Raw genomic sequence first — 16,231 nt, 5'->3', positions numbered from 1 at the left:
ACAATTTAATCGACCTCGAACGTTCATTTTATCGGATTCTCGACTATGACTCAGGAACTCTGGCAAAAATATCAAGATTGGCTGTACTACCACGGGGGACTCGACCTGTACCTCGACATCAGCCGGATGCGGTTCGATCCCGGTCTTTTGGATACCTTAAAACCCCGATTTGAAAAGGCGTTCAAAGATATGGATGCTTTGGAAAAAGGGGCGATCGCCAACCCCGACGAAAACCGGATGGTGGGCCACTACTGGCTGCGCGATCCGGATCTCGCCCCCGACGATTTCGGAAAAGAAATTACCGAAACTTTGGAGGCCATTGAAACCTTCGTCAAACAGGTTCACGACGGCACGATCAAACCCCCAGAAGCAGACCGATTTACCAATATTTTATCCATCGGTATCGGCGGTTCCGCCCTCGGCCCGGAATTTGTCGCCGAAGCCCTGTCCCCGGACGTTCCCCCGATGGAAATCGACTTCCTCGACAACACCGATCCGGCGGGGATCGATCGCGTCCTCAACCGCCTCCGCGATCGCCTCAAAAATACCCTCGTCATCGTCACTAGCAAGTCCGGCGGCACCCCGGAAACCCGCAACGGGATGTTGGAAGTCAAGCGGGTTTACGAACAGCAGGGGCTCAATTTTCCCGCCCACGCCGTCGCCATCACCATGATCGGCAGTAAAATGGACGAACTCGAACGCATGGAAGGCTGGCTGGCTGAATTCCCCATGTTTGATTGGGTGGGGGGACGCACTTCGGAAATGTCCGCCGTGGGGCTATTATCCGCCTCTTTAATGGGCATCAATATCCGGGAACTGTTGGCCGGGGCGAAGGAAATGGATGCCGCCACCCGAGTCCGCGAATTCCAACAGAATCCGGCGGCGTTGTTGGCGTTCTGCTGGTACGCCAGCGGTGAGGGCAAGGGCAAAAAAGATATGGTAATTTTGCCCTACAAGGATAGTTTATTACTATTCTCCCGATACCTGCAACAGTTGGTGATGGAATCCCTGGGGAAAGAAAAGGATCTCGATGGCAACGTCGTCCACCAGGGGATCGCCGTTTACGGAAACAAAGGTTCCACCGACCAACACGCCTACGTCCAACAACTGCGGGAGGGCGTTCCCAACTTTTTTGCCACGTTTATCGAAGTGCTAGAAGACCGAGACGGGGAATCGATGGAAGTGGAGGAAGATGCCACATCCGGGGATTTTCTCTCCGGCTTTTTGCTGGGAACCCGGCAGGCGTTGTACGAAAATAATCGCGATTCGATTACCATCACAATTCCGACGGTGAATCCCCGCACCGTGGGCGCATTAATTGCCCTCTACGAACGGGCGGTCGGCTTGTACGCTTCCGTGGTGAATGTCAACGCCTATCACCAGCCGGGGGTGGAAGCCGGGAAGAAAGCCGCTGCCTCGATTTTGGAATTGCAACGGCAAGTTTTGAAGGTGCTGCGGAGTGCTTCTCAGCCTTTAAGTTTGATGGATTTGGCGACCCAAGCCGGGGCATCCGAACAGGTGGAAACGGTTTATAAAATCGTCCGCCATTTGTCCGCGAATAAGCGGGGAGTTTCTCTGCAGGGCGATCGCGCCAAACCCGAGAGTCTCAAAGTTGCCTATCAACAGTAATCGATGGAAACGCAAAAAATCACCCTGGAGGTAGATGGATTGCCGCCCGATTAAAACCATTGTAAACTTGTAGAATGATCCAAAAACGATGTCTCAACTGATTTTAATTCGGCACGGACAGAGCCTTTGGAATGCGGCTAATAAATTTACCGGCTGGGTGGACGTTCCCCTCAGCGAACAGGGCCGCGCGGAAGCGACGATCGCCTCCTGCAAGTTGCGACACTGCCGGATCGATGTCTGCTTCACCAGTATGCTATTTCGGGCGATCGAAACCGCCGTCATCTGCCTGACGGAAGTGGACGATATTTGCGGCGGAAAAATCCCCATCATCAAACACAGCACCGACGAAGAAGATTGGCACGGCTGGGACAAATACGAGGGCAACCCCGAGGAAGAATTGCCCATTTTTCTGAGTTCCAAACTCGACGAGCGCTACTATGGACAATTGCAGGGGTTGAACAAAGCCGAAACCGCCGAACGGTTCGGGGATGCCCAGGTGCACATTTGGCGGCGTTCCTACGACGTGCAGCCCCCCGGCGGCGAAAGTTTGGAAGACACCCGCAATCGCACGGTGCCCTTTTTCCGCGATCGCATTTTCCCCCACATCCGCGAGGGCGACAACATCCTGATCGCCGCCCACGGCAACTCCCTCCGCGCCATCATCATGGAACTAGAAAATATCTCCGAAGAGGACATCCCCAATTTAGAACTGGGAACCGCCGTCCCGATCGTTTACGAAGTGGATAAAGAAGGGAAAATTTCGGACAAGAAAATTTTGAAGTAATTGTCATTGACAATCTGAAACATCGGGGTCGCAGTTGCCGACCTCTTTTTTAATACCAAAAAACGGAACGATGGTGTTAAGAAAGGTAAAGCCAGATCGGCGGGCGGTTAAAATGGTGTCAGCCATGAATGGTAAACGATCATGCAGCTAACTTCTCACATCGATCGCGTCAAACTTTACGCGGCCGGCGCCACGGTATCGCGGGTGGCGACGCTGCGACAGACGGAAGAACAGGTCGAAATTCCGGGGCTTCCCCTGGCTTTGGATGATGGCAGCGTGCGGGTTCGAGTGGAAAGCGATTCGGACAATTGTGCGATCGCCACGGATGTCCGCATCGGGCTGGCGGTCCCTTCTCCAACCCAAACCCCGCCCCGTCCCGAAGCGGCAGAAATTCAGGCGGCAGAAACTCAGGTCAAACAGTTGGAACAACTGTTAAGTTTGGTTAAAACTGAAGTTAAAGTTCTCGCCCAAATCAAAGTTCCCAACCGCCCTCAAGGGGATGCAGATATCGCCCCACCCCCCTCCCAGACGGCGATGCGAATGGCGATCGCCGAGTATAAATCCGAACAAATCCGCGCCCGGATTCAAGAAAAACGAGACATCGACGAACGGCTGCGCCGCGCCCGAGAACATCTCGAGGATTTATTACAAAAAGAAAAGCGGGCTTCTTCCGCCCGAGAAGCGAGGCCGAACGAATTGCGAAAAATGGCGATCGTCCGCCTCAGTTATCCGGAAAATGAAAGCGATCGCGCCCCATCTGAACAACGGTTAATTCTCGAATATTTCGTTCCCGGCGCCCGTTGGACTCCCACTTATATTTTCCGTTTGGATACCGTCAACAATACCGCCGCTATCACCCTGCGGGCTTTGATTTGCCAGCGCAGCGGCGAAGACTGGTCGGGGGTTTCTTTGGAACTTTCCACAGCCCGACCCCAGATGTGGTGCGAGTTGCCGGAGTTGCCCACATTGCGCCTCGGCCGCGCCCAACCCCTCCTGAAATCCTCGGGGTGGCGATCGCCTCCGAAAGGGGCACAATTGCTGTTTGAAGACTACGATCGCTACCGCACAATAGAAGTGCGAGAAGAATCAAAATCTGTGAGGGCACCGCAGATTTTCCCCGAGGAATTGCGTCCGATGGCTCAATTGTTCGATCGGTCAGAAGACGACTTCGAGGCTCAATTGTTTGAGCGGTCAGAGAGCGAGTTCGAGGAGGAACTTGATTTATCAGAAGAAGCGGAGGATCTATTATCCGACGAAAGAGATGATGAATTTCACGAGTTGACCGCTTTATTCCAGGAAAGAAACACCCTATCTTCCGGCACAAAGGAATCATTTTATCAGGATGATTTGGCGGGACGAACGGCCGATATGGGGGGCTTGTCCGAATTTTCTGCCCCCCTTTCTGACATTCAATCTGGGGCGAGGCAGGCGACAAAATTTGCCCGTCAGGCCCTCTCTGATCGCCCGCCGGTACGGACTCCTTTTTCCTTGGAATACAATCTCATGGAAATGGGGAAACCGGGCGATCGCGAACGGCGCGGAAAATTATTCATAAAACAACGGCGAGAGATCTATTTAGAATTTCTAGACCGCCAGAATGCTGCGGTCAACTTCGACTTTATGTCCGTGGTAGAAACTGCCATATCGAAAGCCCAAAGCTGTCTCAACTTACCCCTTCCCGGCGGTGGGATGAACGTCCGGGAGGTCGCCGGTTCCTTCGACTACGCCTACCACTCAGATGGTCGGGTCGATATCCCTTCCGACGGCGAATTTCATTCCGTGGCTTTGACCCATCAAAATACGGATCTGGACATTTATTATGTCGCCGTTCCCCGGTTCGATGAAAATGTATTTCGGATGGGAAAACTGTACAATCCCTTCCAATCGCCCCTATTAAAAGGTTCGATGGATGTCTATCTGGATGGGGAATATCTGTTGTCATCGACGCTGCAAACAGCCCCGCCAAAAGCCAAAATGAATTTGGGTTTTGGGGTCGAACAATCCATCAAAATTGCCCGCAATACATCTTTTACAGAAAACCGGGGTAGCGACCTGATTATCGGGGGCAAAGCGTTGCGACATGAAATCAAAATAGACGTTTCAAACAATCTGTCAAAAGTCGCCGACATTGAGATCCGAGAGCGACTGCCCGTCCCGCAAAAAGATGCCAAAGTTGATGTGGCGATCGATGCTGTATCTCCGGACTGGAAAAAATACAACCAAACCGAATTGGGTTTTCCCATCAAAGGGGGTTATCGTTGGCGGGTCAATTTGGCACCCGGAGAGCGACAGTGTTTCTCCGCCCAATATACAGTCACCATTTCCGAAGACAGTGATTTGATCGGCGGAAATCGCCGGGAGGAATGACCATGCAAGCTACATTAAAAGATGTCAAAAAATTGACGTTGACCGCCCCCATTTCTACGGTGACGCTGTTGGAAGATCGGGCGTCGGTCAATCGCATTTTAAAAGCAAATTTGGCGGCGGGTTTGTGGTCGATTCGGATCGAAAATGTGTCGCCACTGATCGCCAACAAGTCCCTGCGCGTCGAATTCAATGGCAATTATCCGAATGCCCGGATCGACGATTTTCGGGTACGTCGAAAAAAGATTGTCAAAGAAAGCAGCCAGCCGGAGGAAATTCGGGCGTTGACAGCCGAGGCGCGATCGCTATATAAAACCCTCGTAGACCTTCAGGAAAGCTGGCAAGAGCGCGAGATGTTCCGCGCGGAAATTGACACCATTCTCAAAAATGATATTCAAGAGTGGATGGTCGATGCGACTTGGGGACAATTTGACCTCGACAGGGCGAAGGAACAAATCCAAATCCTATTTCAACAGTTGCGAGAGAGTCATGCCGAAGCGATCGAGAGCGATCGCACCCGCACCGAATTGAATCAACAACTGGAAGACATAAATACCCGCATCGCCGCTTTATCCCATCCAGCTCACGTCTACATTACCGATTTAGAAATTGACGTGATGATTCCCACGGAAGCGGAATACGAACTGGCGATGGATTATACGGTTCCCAATGCCCTCTGGCGGCCCTGGCACCACGCCCAATTGTTATTCCGAGAAACGCCCGACTTGCTGTTCAAATGTTACGGCTGCGTGTGGCAACGGACCGGAGAAGATTGGCACGATGTAGACCTGATATTTTCCACGGCGCGACCCTCCCTCGGCAGCGACCCGCCGCTGCTGACCGACGACCTGTTAAACGTCCGAGAAAAGGCGGAAAGGGTGGTGGTGCAAGCCCGCGATCGCCGGGTCGAAAAAGCCGGTTTGGCGGATCGAGAAAGTGCGGATTCTCTCGCGTTACCGGGAGTCGATGACGGCGGGGAAGTGCGGATCTTGCGATCGCGCACCAAAGCCACCATCCCCTCCGACGGTCGCCCCTACCGCATCCTTTTATTTTCCGCCGCATCGGATGCCAAAATCGAATATATTTTGAAGCCCGAAATGGCGAATCAAGTGGTTCTCAAAAGCGAACAGACGAATACCGCAACCTTCCCCATTTTAGCCGGCCCCGTGGATTTACTCCGCACCACCGAACAGGTCGGCAAAACGGCTTTGGGGTTCGTGGCATCGGGGGAAAAATTTGCCCTGGGATGGGGGCCGGATGCGGCCATCCGCGTGCAGCGAACCCACACTCAAAAAACCGAACGGCATCCGATTACCCGCTGGAAAATCGTCACCCACACCCTCCGGATCTTTATTTCCAACATCGGCGAAGAAACCCGGGTCATCGAAACCACCGAACGGGTGCCCATTTCCGAATTAGAAACCGTCAAAGTCGAGGTCATTCCCGATCGCACGACGGAAGGTATCACCGCCGATATCAACGGCTTTTGCAGTTGGCAAGTGACCGTCGAACCCTACTCCCAAAAAAAGATCGAACTCACCTACAAAGTTTCATCCAGTCCCCAGGTCGAAGGGATTTAATATGGAACCGCACTCGGACAGTCGAAAAGGGCGCAAACCTTGCGCCCCTACAATCTTTCCGCCCCAATCTAGAAAATCCATCTGCGAAATCTGCGAAATCTGCGGATCTTCTTACCGCAACATCCATTTATTTTTCGCCCACCGATCCAAACGCTTGCGGAGATCCAAATCGGCAATTCCGGTTTCTTTCAACCCCAATTCTCGCTGAAACTTCTCCACAAATTCTTCCGTTCTGCGATCGTACCGTTCGCTATAGGCAATCAGGGGGCGGGGTTGAAACACCAAGTTCAAATTGTGCTGCAAATTGCGGACAATTTTCGCCAGCATTTCCTGAGTTTCCGGGTTGCCAGTCCCCGTTTGGGGCAAATCATAATCCGCTTGGAATGAGGAAATATTGGCATATCCCAAACCTTTGATGGCTTGGTCAAATTCTTCGGGCGGAAAAATGGGAGTGATCGGACCGGGAGGTTCGGGCTTGGATCGATTTTCCCACCAGAAAGCGGTATCCTGAATTTTATCCCGGACGTAGGTATCAGCCACCCCGGTGACGGGCAGATCGTATTTTTTCTGAAATTCTTTCACCGCCGCGATCGTTTTCGGGCCGTAAAATTGGTTGCCGGGGAGGGGGGGAACGGGACGCACCAGGGTATTGAGATCCTTGTGCAGTTGGCTGACAATTCCGGCCATTTCGCCCTGGGTACGATCGCCCGGAATGCCATCGACAGCCAGTCCGTGTTCGTTCTGAAAAGCCCGGATCGCCTGTTGGGCGATCGCATCACCGGCGATGGGGTCGAAAGTCACCGGAACCCCGTATCCCAAGCCGTAAAGCACATAGCGCAGTTCGCGATCGCTGTAGGGACGCCAATCTACCATAGCTCCAACCTCTTCATATAGTTACGCACCATTCAGTTTAAGACGGTTGGGAATCGAGCGATCGCCATTCTTGCTATACGCGGGTGTAGGGTGTAGGGTGTAGGGTGTAGGGAGGAAAGAGAAGAAAAAAAAGAGAATTGAGAACTTTCGATACCTCCACACTCCTCCCGCAGGATTTAGGATTCTGTCCCCCGTTCGCCTAGCGTGCCACAGGCAAACAGAACTGCAAACACGGGATCGCCATTCTTGCTAAACTGAAAAGCGCACGGTCCCCATTCCGCACCCCAGCCATGAAAACTATCTTCCCCCTCCTCACCAGTTCGATTTTGGCGATTTGGGTCCTCGCGATCGCGATCCTCTCCGTCCAAAATGCCACCCCCGTCTCCCTCAAATTCCTGGCCTTCGAGTCCATCCAGATGCCGGTGGGGGTGGTGTTGGCGTTCTGCGTCGCGATCGGATTGATCGGGGGTGCGATCGCTCTGCCGATTTTGCGTCGGGGTGGCAGTTCCAGAATTTAGAATAATTGATAATTGATAATTGACAATTGATAATTTTTTATCCCCGAATTGGCGGGAAGGGCGAATGCCATTCGCCCCTACAATTCCCTACACCCCACACCCTCATCACGCCTCGATCGCCACCCGCAAATTCCCCCGTTTCCGCACCACCCGGCAAGCCGTCGCCCCCTTCGCCTTCTCGAACTCCAGATCCAGGAGTGTCTGCCCGATCTTGAGATTCGTCAGGGACAGGTACTGCACCGACTCCGGCAACGTAGGATCGACGATCCGCAGACAGTTGTTGGGGGCGTCCGGCACCAAATTCAACATCACCTGCAACAGTTGAAACACCGTCCCCGTCGCCCAAGCCTGGGGAGAACAGGCCACCGGATAGCGGATCGGGCTGCTGTCGGGGGTGCGATCGAAGCCGCAGAACAGCTCCGAGGGGCGGGAATAGGGCTGCTGGGCCGTCATGTCGAGGATGCCTTTGGCCAACTCCAGGGCCGCATCCGTGAACCCGATCGCCCGCAGTCCGGCGGCGATCATCCCCGTGTCGTGGGGCCAGACCGAGCCGATGTGGTAGCCCATCGGGTTGTAAGCCGGGGAGGAACTGCTGAGGGTGCGAATCCCCCACCCGTTGAACAGATCCGGCGCCTGCAACCGCTCGGCGACGCTGCGGGCCTTTTCCTCGGAAAACAGCCCCAACCCCAGGCAGTGACCGGGATTCGAGGTGATGCTGTCCGCCGGTTTCCCGTCTCCGTCCAAAGCCAGGGCGAAATAGCCCGCCTCCGGCAGCCAGAAGTCCCGCTCGAAGCGCCGTTTCAGGTCTTCGGCCTCCTCCCGCCAGCGATCGCCCGACTGCAGTTGTTGCCGCACCCGCGCCAGGTGGGCCATCCGCATTTTGGCGGCGTAGACGTAGCCCTGCACCTCCGACAGAGCGATCGCCCCCTCGGCCAATTTCCCGTCGGCATCGACGATACAATCCCCCGAATCCTTCCAACCCTGGTTGCGGAGTCCCCCCGGCGACTTGCGCTCGTAGGTGAGATAACCCGTGGCCGCCAGACCGCGATCGATCCAGTCCATCGCCGCCAGGGCGCAATCCCAGTATTTGTCCAAAAAGGCGCGATCGCCCGTCCAGGCGAAATAGTCGGCGTAGAGCATCAGCCAGAGGGGCGTGGCGTCCACCGTCCCGTAATAGGGCGTGTGGGGAATTTCGCCGCAGCGGGCCATCTCCCCCAACCGCAACTCGTGGAGGATTTTGCCCGGTTCCTCCTCCCGCCATTCGTCCGTCACCTTGCCCTGGTACTCCGCCAGCACCGCCAGGGTTTGGCGGGCGATGTCCGGGTTCAGAATCAGGGTTTGCATGGCGGCGATGATCGAATCCCGCCCGAACAGGGTAGAAAACCAGGGAATCCCCGCCGAGAGGATTTTGCCGTCGCCGAAGGTTTGGGTCAATAAATAGATATCCCGTTCGGCCCGTTCGATAATTTGATTCAAAGAGCGGTTGTCCGTGCGGATGCGGGTGACGCCCTCGCCCCACCGCTGCGCCTCCATCGTCTCCGCCGCGATCGCCTGCCCGAGGGTCGCCGGGAAGCTCACCGAGGAGGCGGGCCGGCTGTCGATGGACGGCAGGATGCGGTAGCCCAAAACCCGGGTTTCGTGGGATTGCAGCGACAGCCGCCAGATCGCCGTGTAGCCCTCGAACCGGTGCGGCGGTTGGCGATAAAACTCGATCCGAGATTCCATCAACGTGCCGTCGAGTCCCTGGTAAGCCAAAATCAATTCCGCCCCCCTCTCCGCCGACGATTCCGGGGGGCGTACCCGCCGCATGACAGTCCCCGTGCGATCGCGCACCCGGCCCCGAATTTCAAACAGATCGGCGAAATCCGCGTCGAAACTCAGACTCAGTTCAAACTCCACCGGTCCGGTGCCGTAGTTGGTGAGGGTGAGTTCCTCAAATAACCCCCCTTGCAGCACCAAATCCCGCTGAATGCCGACGGTTTCGGCAGGGATCTGGCGATCGCTGACGTAGGGATTCGCGCACAGCGCCGACAGGGTAAACCCCCGCCCCGCCGTGCTGCTGAGTAAAATCAGCGGGCGTCCCTCGAACTGCAATTCAAGGCGGCTCAAAAACCGCGTATCCCGGCAAAACAGCCCCAAACTGGTGTCATTTTGGGTATCGTCGGAACAGCCGGGGACATTGCCCCAGGTGTCGGTAATCAAAAAAACGTCATCATCCTTGAGGGTGAGGGTGGGTTGCTGCCGTTGGATGGTGCAGGGCCATTCGGGGATGGGAACCTGTTCGGCGGGGGCGAACGTCCGCCCGTCGAGTTCCACCAGCGATTCGCGAATCGCCCCAAAATCCGGTGTTTTTGGTTCGGCGGAATTTGACGATTTGACCATCTTTCTAGTTTGAAAGTGAAAAATGAAAAATGAAAAATGAGGGGAGAGCCTTTTGAGAGGATTTTGGCGATCGGCTCGGGGGTTGATTTCCGAGCCGTCTACATTTTAGTCAGAAAAAGCCTCTCTATTTTTCTCCGTGTTCTCTGTGCCTCCGTGGTTCAATTCTCTTCTATCCGGCGATGCGATCGCCCGCCATTTCCCTCGCGCCAGATAATGGCGGCAGGTGGCAGGTGCGGGGGATTTCCAGGCCGATCGCGCCGACGTAGATGGCGAGGTGCTGGCGGTAGAAACCGCCCAGGCGGGAGGCGATCGCATCCCAGTGCCGCTGGTGCCGCATCTGGTTCACCTCGTCTGTGGGGACGGTTTCCGGCGGGGTGGCGGGCGATCGCAGCAGGATCACCTGATCCGCCGACGGCAGAAGCGGTTCCGGCGTGCGGCTCGAATGGACTCACCGCCAGCCTTTTTTCTGTTGGAAATAATAGCCGACCCGGGCCGAAAGGTCGTCGAAGCTGTGGAAGAGGGGACTGAGTAAACCGCTTTTGATCTGGAAGGATTCGATCGCCTTGGCGAATGCGGAGGCATCGTCACCCCCGACGGACAGGCGCACAATCCGGCAGTGGGGGGCGATCCGAGTCGTTGCGGGTTCGCCGTCACCCCCCCGGCGGGCGAACAGATCCACCGTCCAACCCCGCTGGGCGAGGGCTGTGGCGACGGACAGCAGGTTTTCGCAGGTGGCCGGATCTCGCTCCAGGGAAAGAAAGGCGATCGCGGGTCTTGTTTCGACAGACATTGACATTTCCTCCCCTAACTGGCTTTTAACATCGGCGATCGCAGGTGGCCGTTGTTGACGAAGCGATCGATGAGAATTTGTTGATAGGCGGCTTCGTAGCCGTCCACCATCCGCCGGACGCTGAAGTTGTCTTCGACGTGCTCCCGGCAGGTGCGGCGATCGAGTTTCTCCACCTTCGACACCGCCGCGACGCACGCTTCCAGGTTTTCGCACAGGAAACCCGTTTTTCCGTCGGCGATCACTTCCGGCGCCGAACCCAGAGACATGGCGATCACGGGGGTGCCGCTGGCCATCGACTCGATCATCACCAGTCCGAAGGGTTCCCGCCAGGTGATGGGGAACAAAGTTGCGATCGCCCGTCCCATCAGTTCGTTTTTGAGTCGGGTGTCGGCTTCTCCCAAAAATTCGATCTGTTTGCCGTCGATGTGGGGGGCGACTTCGCGATCGAAGAATTCCCGATTTTCAAAATCGACCTTGCCCGCCATTTTCAACGGCAAACCCGTCCGCTTGGCGATCGCGATCGCCAGGTGGGGTCCTTTTTCCACCGACATCCGCCCCAAAAATGCCAGGTAGGGCGGCTCGTCCGGTTTTCGATAGAATTTGAACTGCTCGGTGGCGATCGCATTGTAGACCGTCGCCACATAATTCAACTTCAGATCCTCGCGCCGTTGGGAGTTGGAAATACTGACAAAATTCTGCTGTCGATGTTGGCTATAAATCTGCTCCACCAGCGGCGTTAAAATACCGTGAATGGTATGGATGACCGGCGTTTTGGTGAAACTTGCGTAGGGCAGAGCTGCGAAATCCATGTGGGAGTGAATCAGGTCGAATTCCCCCGCCCGTTTGAACGCCTTGCTCAACTGCATCTGCTCGTAAACCGCATACTCCGGCGGCAGGACTCCCAGCGATCGCAATCCGGTTTCGCATCCCGGTTCCAGCATCGCCAAAGTCTGCGAATCTCCGGTGGCAAATAGCGTCACGTCGTGGCCGCGACGCACCAGCTCATCCGTCAACGTACTGACGACGGCCTCCGTTCCGCCATAGGCGGGAGGTGACACCCGTTCCCACAGGGGCGCAATTTGAGCAATCCGCATTGTAATCCTCCTTAGCTTATGGTCGCAGTGTAGAAAAGCGTAGAAAGAAGAATAGATTGGACTGAGTTTGATGGCTCCGGAGTTTCGGAACGACGCCCCGAAACCATCGGTTTTGTTGTATCAGTATATTCACGGCTGCGATTTTTTCAACGTACAGATATCACAACTGTGGGGGTGAGAAAACCGTACTTGCCACTCAGGTGCGATCGCGTCAACTGCGCCACAAGTCAGGGTGACGCGGACATTTTATGTGGCGATCGCCCCATTTTTCAAGGGGTCGGAGCGCCCATTTTGAAATTTCAGAGAGCCGTCACATTTAGGTCATCTTCCTTTCCTAACTTAGATTTCAACAACCCCAAGGAAAGCGAAACCACAATGGTTTTAGATGCATTAGTCCCCACCGATCACAACACGACCCCCCTCGTCCCCGGCGCGATGGTTTCCGGAACCGTCGGCAATTTAATCGACAATGGCGACGACTTCCTGTTCTATCCCACCGGCGGCGGAACCACAGTTGTCGATGTTTCCCCCCTCCCGGCTTGGCAACTCGGCTTACTCCCCGGCGAAGTCGTCACCCTGCAAGTCGCCGAATGGGACGGCATGGAAATCGACACCAACAGCATCACTCGCCCCGACGGTTCTTTCGTCCTGGGAGCACCGGCGGCACCCCCTCCCCCCGTGGTTCCCGGAGTCGCCCCCGTTGACCCGCTGACGGGTCTTCCGGCGGCGCCCGTCCCGGCCCCTCCCGTGATGGGTATGGGGACGACGACCCTGACCGGGACGGTTATCGCCCAAACGGATGTCGATAGCTTCTGGTTCCAAAGCAACGAAATCGGCCAAATTCTGGTGGACGGGTCGCCCGAAGGTGATTTCCCCGTCCCCGTGATGCCGGGAGAGGTGTTGACCGTCACCGGAGATTTCGACGACTACGATTTCGACGCCTACAGCTTGACCCGGGCTGACGGTTCGATGTTGACACCCGCCCCAGTTGCCCCCAATCCCCCGGTGACGCCCGTCCCGGCCCCTCCCGTGATGGGTATGGGGATGACAACCCTGACCGGGATGGTTATCGCTCAAACGGACGTCGATAGCTTCTGGTTCCAAAGCAACGAAATCGGCCCGGTGGAAGTGGACGGGTCGCCCGAAGGTGATTTCCCCGTCCCCGTGATGCCGGGAGAAGCCTTGACCATCACCGGAGATTTCGACGATTATGATTTCGACGCCTACAGCTTGACCCGGGCTGACGGTTCGATGGTGACACCCGCCCCGGCCCCTCCCATGATGGGCGGTTCCATTCAAATGGAAATCGACGATGACGACGATTGGCGGGACTATTCCCCTTCTAACCCTTGGGAATCCAACGGCAGCGATCGCGATTATGACGACTACGACGATTATGACGACTATGACGATTATGACGATTACGACGACTATGACGACGACTAAAATCGTCCCGACGCTCAATTAACGCTCTGATTTAAACCTGCAAAACCATTGATTTAGGAGTTATTGACCATGAAACCGTCTTTAAAAATTGCCACCCTGTTGTCCTTGGCGTTTCTCAGTTTGGGAGAAAGCGCGAATGCGGCCATCACCGCCCCGACTCAAAATCCGGTCAACCGCATCCAAATGGAAATCGAAACCCTGCCGGAAGCGACGACCTCGGAGGACGGGTATTTGACCGCCGACGCCGACAGCGATCGCGACTACAACTATGACACCGATCGCGGTCGCGCTTCCACCCGCCGCCGAGCTCGCTCGAACACGCTGGCTTAGAAACCGATTCGATTCCGGGGGATAACTCGATTCCCCCGACCGCCCCTCCCGCCGAATTCCCGAACCTTCGATGCAAACTTTCACGACACTGTTAGACCCATTTCCCCTCGAAACATTTCTCGAAAAATATTGGACGCGAGAAGGTCTGGTCATACCCGGCACAGATGCCGATCGCTTCGGACATTTATTTGATTGGGAATCCCTCAACAATTACCTGAATTTTTACCCGTTAAAATTTCCGGAAGTCCGCGTTTCCAAATCCGGTCAAACCCTGCCGGAAGCGAAGCGGCCCCAAGAACTGATCGAACAGTGTCGGGCGGGGGGGACGCTGGTGGTCGATCGCCTCCACGAACGGGTAAAAGCGATCGCAGAATGGGTCGCCAAACTGCGAATCGAACTCGGACACCGCTGCCAAGTCAACAGCTACTGTTCCTTTCCCGGACATCAAGGTTTTTCCCGTCATTTCGACTCCCACGAAGTCTTTATTTTACAACTCTCCGGTCACAAACACTGGCGCGTTTTTTCTGACACTTTCGTTTATCCCCTCGCCGAACACCGTTCCTCCCAATTTACCCCCCCGGAAACCGACCCCTACATCGACATCATTCTCCATCCCGGAGATCTCCTCTACATCCCGCGCGGCCACTGGCATTATGCGATCGCGGTGGACGAACCCTCTTTGCATCTGACTCTGGGAATTGACGGCCCGAACGGCATCGATTTTAGCGACTGGTTGACCCGGGAATTGCAAGAGTTTCCCCAATGGCGAGAAAGTCTGCCTTTGTTGAATCCGGACGATCGAGAAAACTGCCGGAAACATTTGCGAAATTTGGTGCAAAATTGGATGAGTCTGTTGGAGTTAAACGAGTTGATCGATCGCTATCTCGACGAACAACTTTTGCAGGGGCAACCCCCCGTCCAATTCGGTTTCCCGGCCCAGATGGGATACGATATCTTTCCCCACGGCGATCGCACCCAATTCTATCGCCCTCCCCAACCCGTACAGATCTCTGAACTGACAGAAACGGACAAATATGAAATTAAAACCGGAGGCAAGAAAATCTCCCTAAAGGGCATCGAAAAAACGGTTTTGGAGCGCATTTTTGCGGCGACCGAATTTGACGGACTCGACGTGCGGAAGTGGTTGCCCGGTTTCGATTGGGAAACGGAAATCGTGCCGTTTTTATCTCGTTTAGTGAAAGCGGGGATTTTGATCGTGCGATCGGATCGGATCGATTGATGTCGGTTTTTTCGACTTAAAATGTAGTATTATCAGATCGGACACCGTGCATTCGGGATGATAGATCTTGTATTTTAACGATAACAAGTATCTATGAACGATCTGCCCAAATTTAAGTCCGGTCAAATTGTGGCGTTGGAAGCCGAAGATGCCTGTCTGTACGCGGAGGTGATTCAAGTGGTGAGCGATCGCCAAGTGTGTTGGGTTCGCCCGTTAATGTTGGTCGAATCCGCTGCGGACGATCCTCCCGCGTCCTACGATCTGCGCGAGAGTTCGGACTTGATCTGGCCGCTGCAACTGTTTCGCGCCGCTTTGGATACGGAGGCGATCCCGCTGTTGGTTGAATTGGATGCCGGGGCGGAAAAAGGGGCGATCGCACCCGGAACCCACCGACGATTTCGGGCGTTTATTTCTCGAATTTGGAACGCCCACCCCCGCGCCTTTCAGAAACTCGGAGAAACCGGCGAAAATCAATCCGCAGGAGTCGAACATCCCTGATCCTACGGATTTTTTCAAACCGCTTTTGCCTCAATTAAGAGTCTGGATCGAAACCGAGCGATCGCAACTGTTCTAACAATTGTTGCGCCCTCAATTCGGCTTCGTCTGCGCGTTGGCGTTCGGCTTCGGCGCGTTGCTGTTCGGCTTCGGCGCGTTGCTGTTCGGCTTCGGCGCGTTGGCGTTCGGCTTCGGCGCGTTGGCGTTCGGCTTCGGCGCGTCGGATCTCCTCAAGTGCGGCTTCTTCCGGGGTTGGCACCAACGTCCCTTCCGGCGTAAAATACCGCAACTTCTCGTTTTCGATCCCGAGATACAAACCGAGTTCCTGACTCCACCGCCAACCGCGATCGTTGGGTGGAATGTCCTGATATTGGTTTCCGATCAGCCGAAATCCTTCAAATTCAAAGGTATTTGGGGAAAACCAAAAATATTCGGGTGTCCGAAATCGGTTTTGATAGAGCAGTTTTTTCTCGGTGCAATCGACGGTTGCCGTGCTGGTGGAGAGTAATTCGATAATTACATTGGGGTACTGTCCCCCCTCTTCCCACACCACCCAGGATCTGCGGGGACGTTTCTCGGTGGGTTTCACCAGGAAAAAGTCCGGCCCGCGAAACTCCCGGTTTCGCAACTGTTGACGGCTAAAATAGATCGTCAGGTTGGCACCGATAAAGAAATCTTCGCGATCGCGCCACAGCCACTCCAAACA

Annotated in this window: 16 protein-coding genes; 9 read left to right on the top strand and 7 right to left on the bottom strand. The window is 55.2% G+C overall.

Features of this window, described 5'->3' with window-relative positions; all coding sequences use genetic code 11:
* Window positions 1-45: 45 nt before the first annotated feature.
* Complete coding sequence (locus LKE08_RS26800) at window positions 46-1,629, top strand: glucose-6-phosphate isomerase (RefSeq protein ID WP_324707355.1); 1,584 nt, start codon at window positions 46-48, stop codon at window positions 1,627-1,629.
* An 88-nt stretch (window positions 1,630-1,717) separates the two neighbouring features.
* On the top strand, window positions 1,718-2,413 hold the full coding sequence (locus LKE08_RS26795) for a 2,3-bisphosphoglycerate-dependent phosphoglycerate mutase (protein WP_324707354.1): 696 nt from the start codon (window positions 1,718-1,720) through the stop codon (window positions 2,411-2,413).
* 3 nt (window positions 2,414-2,416) lie between these two features.
* On the opposite strand, the gene LKE08_RS26790 is transcribed toward LKE08_RS26795, so the two are convergent.
* Window positions 2,417-2,539, bottom strand: a complete 123-nt coding sequence (locus tag LKE08_RS26790; RefSeq protein WP_324707353.1) for a hypothetical protein — start codon at window positions 2,537-2,539, stop codon at window positions 2,417-2,419.
* Window positions 2,540-2,554: 15 nt separating this feature from the next.
* On the opposite strand from LKE08_RS26790, the gene LKE08_RS26785 reads away from it, so the two are divergent.
* Window positions 2,555-4,780 carry a mucoidy inhibitor MuiA family protein gene (locus LKE08_RS26785; protein ID WP_324707352.1) on the top strand — a complete coding sequence of 742 codons (2,226 nt, stop codon included), beginning with the start codon at window positions 2,555-2,557 and terminating at the stop codon, window positions 4,778-4,780.
* A gap of 2 nt (window positions 4,781-4,782) precedes the next feature.
* Window positions 4,783-6,357 carry a mucoidy inhibitor MuiA family protein gene (locus LKE08_RS26780; RefSeq protein ID WP_324707351.1) on the top strand — a complete coding sequence of 525 codons (1,575 nt, stop codon included), beginning with the start codon at window positions 4,783-4,785 and terminating at the stop codon, window positions 6,355-6,357.
* Window positions 6,358-6,468: 111 nt separating this feature from the next.
* On the opposite strand, the gene LKE08_RS26775 is transcribed toward LKE08_RS26780, so the two are convergent.
* Window positions 6,469-7,230, bottom strand: coding sequence for a peptidoglycan-binding protein (locus LKE08_RS26775; RefSeq protein WP_324707350.1), 762 nt, complete (start codon window positions 7,228-7,230; stop codon window positions 6,469-6,471).
* Window positions 7,231-7,520: 290 nt separating this feature from the next.
* Here LKE08_RS26775 and LKE08_RS26770 point away from each other — a divergent pair, with 290 nt between their 5' ends.
* A complete protein-coding gene (locus LKE08_RS26770) occupies window positions 7,521-7,748 on the top strand; it encodes a LapA family protein (protein ID WP_324707349.1) in 228 nt (75 codons plus the stop codon).
* Window positions 7,749-7,853: 105 nt separating this feature from the next.
* On the opposite strand, the gene LKE08_RS26765 is transcribed toward LKE08_RS26770, so the two are convergent.
* From LKE08_RS26765 to LKE08_RS26750, 4 genes are all read right to left on the bottom strand, one after another.
* A complete protein-coding gene (locus LKE08_RS26765; RefSeq protein WP_324707348.1) occupies window positions 7,854-10,130 on the bottom strand; it encodes an amylo-alpha-1,6-glucosidase in 2,277 nt (758 codons plus the stop codon).
* A gap of 169 nt (window positions 10,131-10,299) precedes the next feature.
* Window positions 10,300-10,530: a hypothetical protein gene (locus LKE08_RS26760; RefSeq protein ID WP_324707347.1), complete on the bottom strand. Its 231-nt coding sequence runs from the start codon at window positions 10,528-10,530 to the stop codon at window positions 10,300-10,302.
* A 48-nt stretch (window positions 10,531-10,578) separates the two neighbouring features.
* Window positions 10,579-10,920, bottom strand: coding sequence for a hypothetical protein (locus LKE08_RS26755; RefSeq protein WP_324707346.1), 342 nt, complete (start codon window positions 10,918-10,920; stop codon window positions 10,579-10,581).
* Between the two features lie 14 nt (window positions 10,921-10,934).
* Window positions 10,935-12,014 carry a glycosyltransferase family 4 protein gene (locus tag LKE08_RS26750; protein ID WP_324707345.1) on the bottom strand — a complete coding sequence of 360 codons (1,080 nt, stop codon included), beginning with the start codon at window positions 12,012-12,014 and terminating at the stop codon, window positions 10,935-10,937.
* Between the two features lie 375 nt (window positions 12,015-12,389).
* Between LKE08_RS26750 and LKE08_RS26745 the strand changes: the two genes are divergently transcribed.
* The 4 genes from LKE08_RS26745 to LKE08_RS26730 all read left to right on the top strand — a co-directional run bounded on the left by LKE08_RS26745 (window position 12,390) and on the right by LKE08_RS26730 (window position 15,528).
* The gene (locus LKE08_RS26745; RefSeq protein WP_324707344.1) at window positions 12,390-13,460 is read left to right on the top strand and encodes a hypothetical protein; all 1,071 of its coding nucleotides are present in this window, start codon (window positions 12,390-12,392) and stop codon (window positions 13,458-13,460) included.
* A 69-nt stretch (window positions 13,461-13,529) separates the two neighbouring features.
* Window positions 13,530-13,790 carry a hypothetical protein gene (locus tag LKE08_RS26740; protein ID WP_324707343.1) on the top strand — a complete coding sequence of 87 codons (261 nt, stop codon included), beginning with the start codon at window positions 13,530-13,532 and terminating at the stop codon, window positions 13,788-13,790.
* A gap of 70 nt (window positions 13,791-13,860) precedes the next feature.
* Window positions 13,861-15,030, top strand: coding sequence for a JmjC domain-containing protein (locus tag LKE08_RS26735; protein WP_324707342.1), 1,170 nt, complete (start codon window positions 13,861-13,863; stop codon window positions 15,028-15,030).
* A gap of 93 nt (window positions 15,031-15,123) precedes the next feature.
* On the top strand, window positions 15,124-15,528 hold the full coding sequence (locus tag LKE08_RS26730) for a hypothetical protein (protein WP_324707341.1): 405 nt from the start codon (window positions 15,124-15,126) through the stop codon (window positions 15,526-15,528).
* Window positions 15,529-15,562: 34 nt separating this feature from the next.
* On the opposite strand, the gene LKE08_RS26725 is transcribed toward LKE08_RS26730, so the two are convergent.
* The coding region (locus LKE08_RS26725; RefSeq protein ID WP_324707340.1) for a Uma2 family endonuclease at window positions 15,563-16,231 on the bottom strand (669 nt) is incomplete at its 5' end.

This window comes from Lyngbya sp. CCY1209 (genome assembly GCF_035615495.1).
Classification (GTDB): Bacteria; Cyanobacteriota; Cyanobacteriia; order Cyanobacteriales; family Microcoleaceae; genus Limnospira.
The sequence above is the reverse complement of the archived record's forward strand: the minus strand, read 5'-3'. Positions and strand labels throughout refer to the sequence as shown.

What these genes read in the sequence shown, in the direction of transcription:
- LKE08_RS26800 (WP_324707355.1), top strand. Translation starts at nt 46, where the DNA reads ATGACTCAGGAACTCTGGCAAAAATATCAAGATTGGCTGTACTACCAC.
- LKE08_RS26795 (WP_324707354.1), top strand. Translation starts at nt 1,718, where the DNA reads ATGTCTCAACTGATTTTAATTCGGCACGGACAGAGCCTTTGGAATGCG.
- LKE08_RS26790 (WP_324707353.1), bottom strand. Translation starts at nt 2,539, where the DNA reads ATGGCTGACACCATTTTAACCGCCCGCCGATCTGGCTTTACCTTTCTT.
- LKE08_RS26785 (WP_324707352.1), top strand. Translation starts at nt 2,555, where the DNA reads ATGCAGCTAACTTCTCACATCGATCGCGTCAAACTTTACGCGGCCGGC.
- LKE08_RS26780 (WP_324707351.1), top strand. Translation starts at nt 4,783, where the DNA reads ATGCAAGCTACATTAAAAGATGTCAAAAAATTGACGTTGACCGCCCCC.
- LKE08_RS26775 (WP_324707350.1), bottom strand. Translation starts at nt 7,230, where the DNA reads ATGGTAGATTGGCGTCCCTACAGCGATCGCGAACTGCGCTATGTGCTT.
- LKE08_RS26770 (WP_324707349.1), top strand. Translation starts at nt 7,521, where the DNA reads ATGAAAACTATCTTCCCCCTCCTCACCAGTTCGATTTTGGCGATTTGG.
- LKE08_RS26765 (WP_324707348.1), bottom strand. Translation starts at nt 10,130, where the DNA reads ATGGTCAAATCGTCAAATTCCGCCGAACCAAAAACACCGGATTTTGGG.
- LKE08_RS26755 (WP_324707346.1), bottom strand. Translation starts at nt 10,920, where the DNA reads ATGTCTGTCGAAACAAGACCCGCGATCGCCTTTCTTTCCCTGGAGCGA.
- LKE08_RS26750 (WP_324707345.1), bottom strand. Translation starts at nt 12,014, where the DNA reads ATGCGGATTGCTCAAATTGCGCCCCTGTGGGAACGGGTGTCACCTCCC.
- LKE08_RS26745 (WP_324707344.1), top strand. Translation starts at nt 12,390, where the DNA reads ATGGTTTTAGATGCATTAGTCCCCACCGATCACAACACGACCCCCCTC.
- LKE08_RS26740 (WP_324707343.1), top strand. Translation starts at nt 13,530, where the DNA reads ATGAAACCGTCTTTAAAAATTGCCACCCTGTTGTCCTTGGCGTTTCTC.
- LKE08_RS26735 (WP_324707342.1), top strand. Translation starts at nt 13,861, where the DNA reads ATGCAAACTTTCACGACACTGTTAGACCCATTTCCCCTCGAAACATTT.
- LKE08_RS26730 (WP_324707341.1), top strand. Translation starts at nt 15,124, where the DNA reads ATGAACGATCTGCCCAAATTTAAGTCCGGTCAAATTGTGGCGTTGGAA.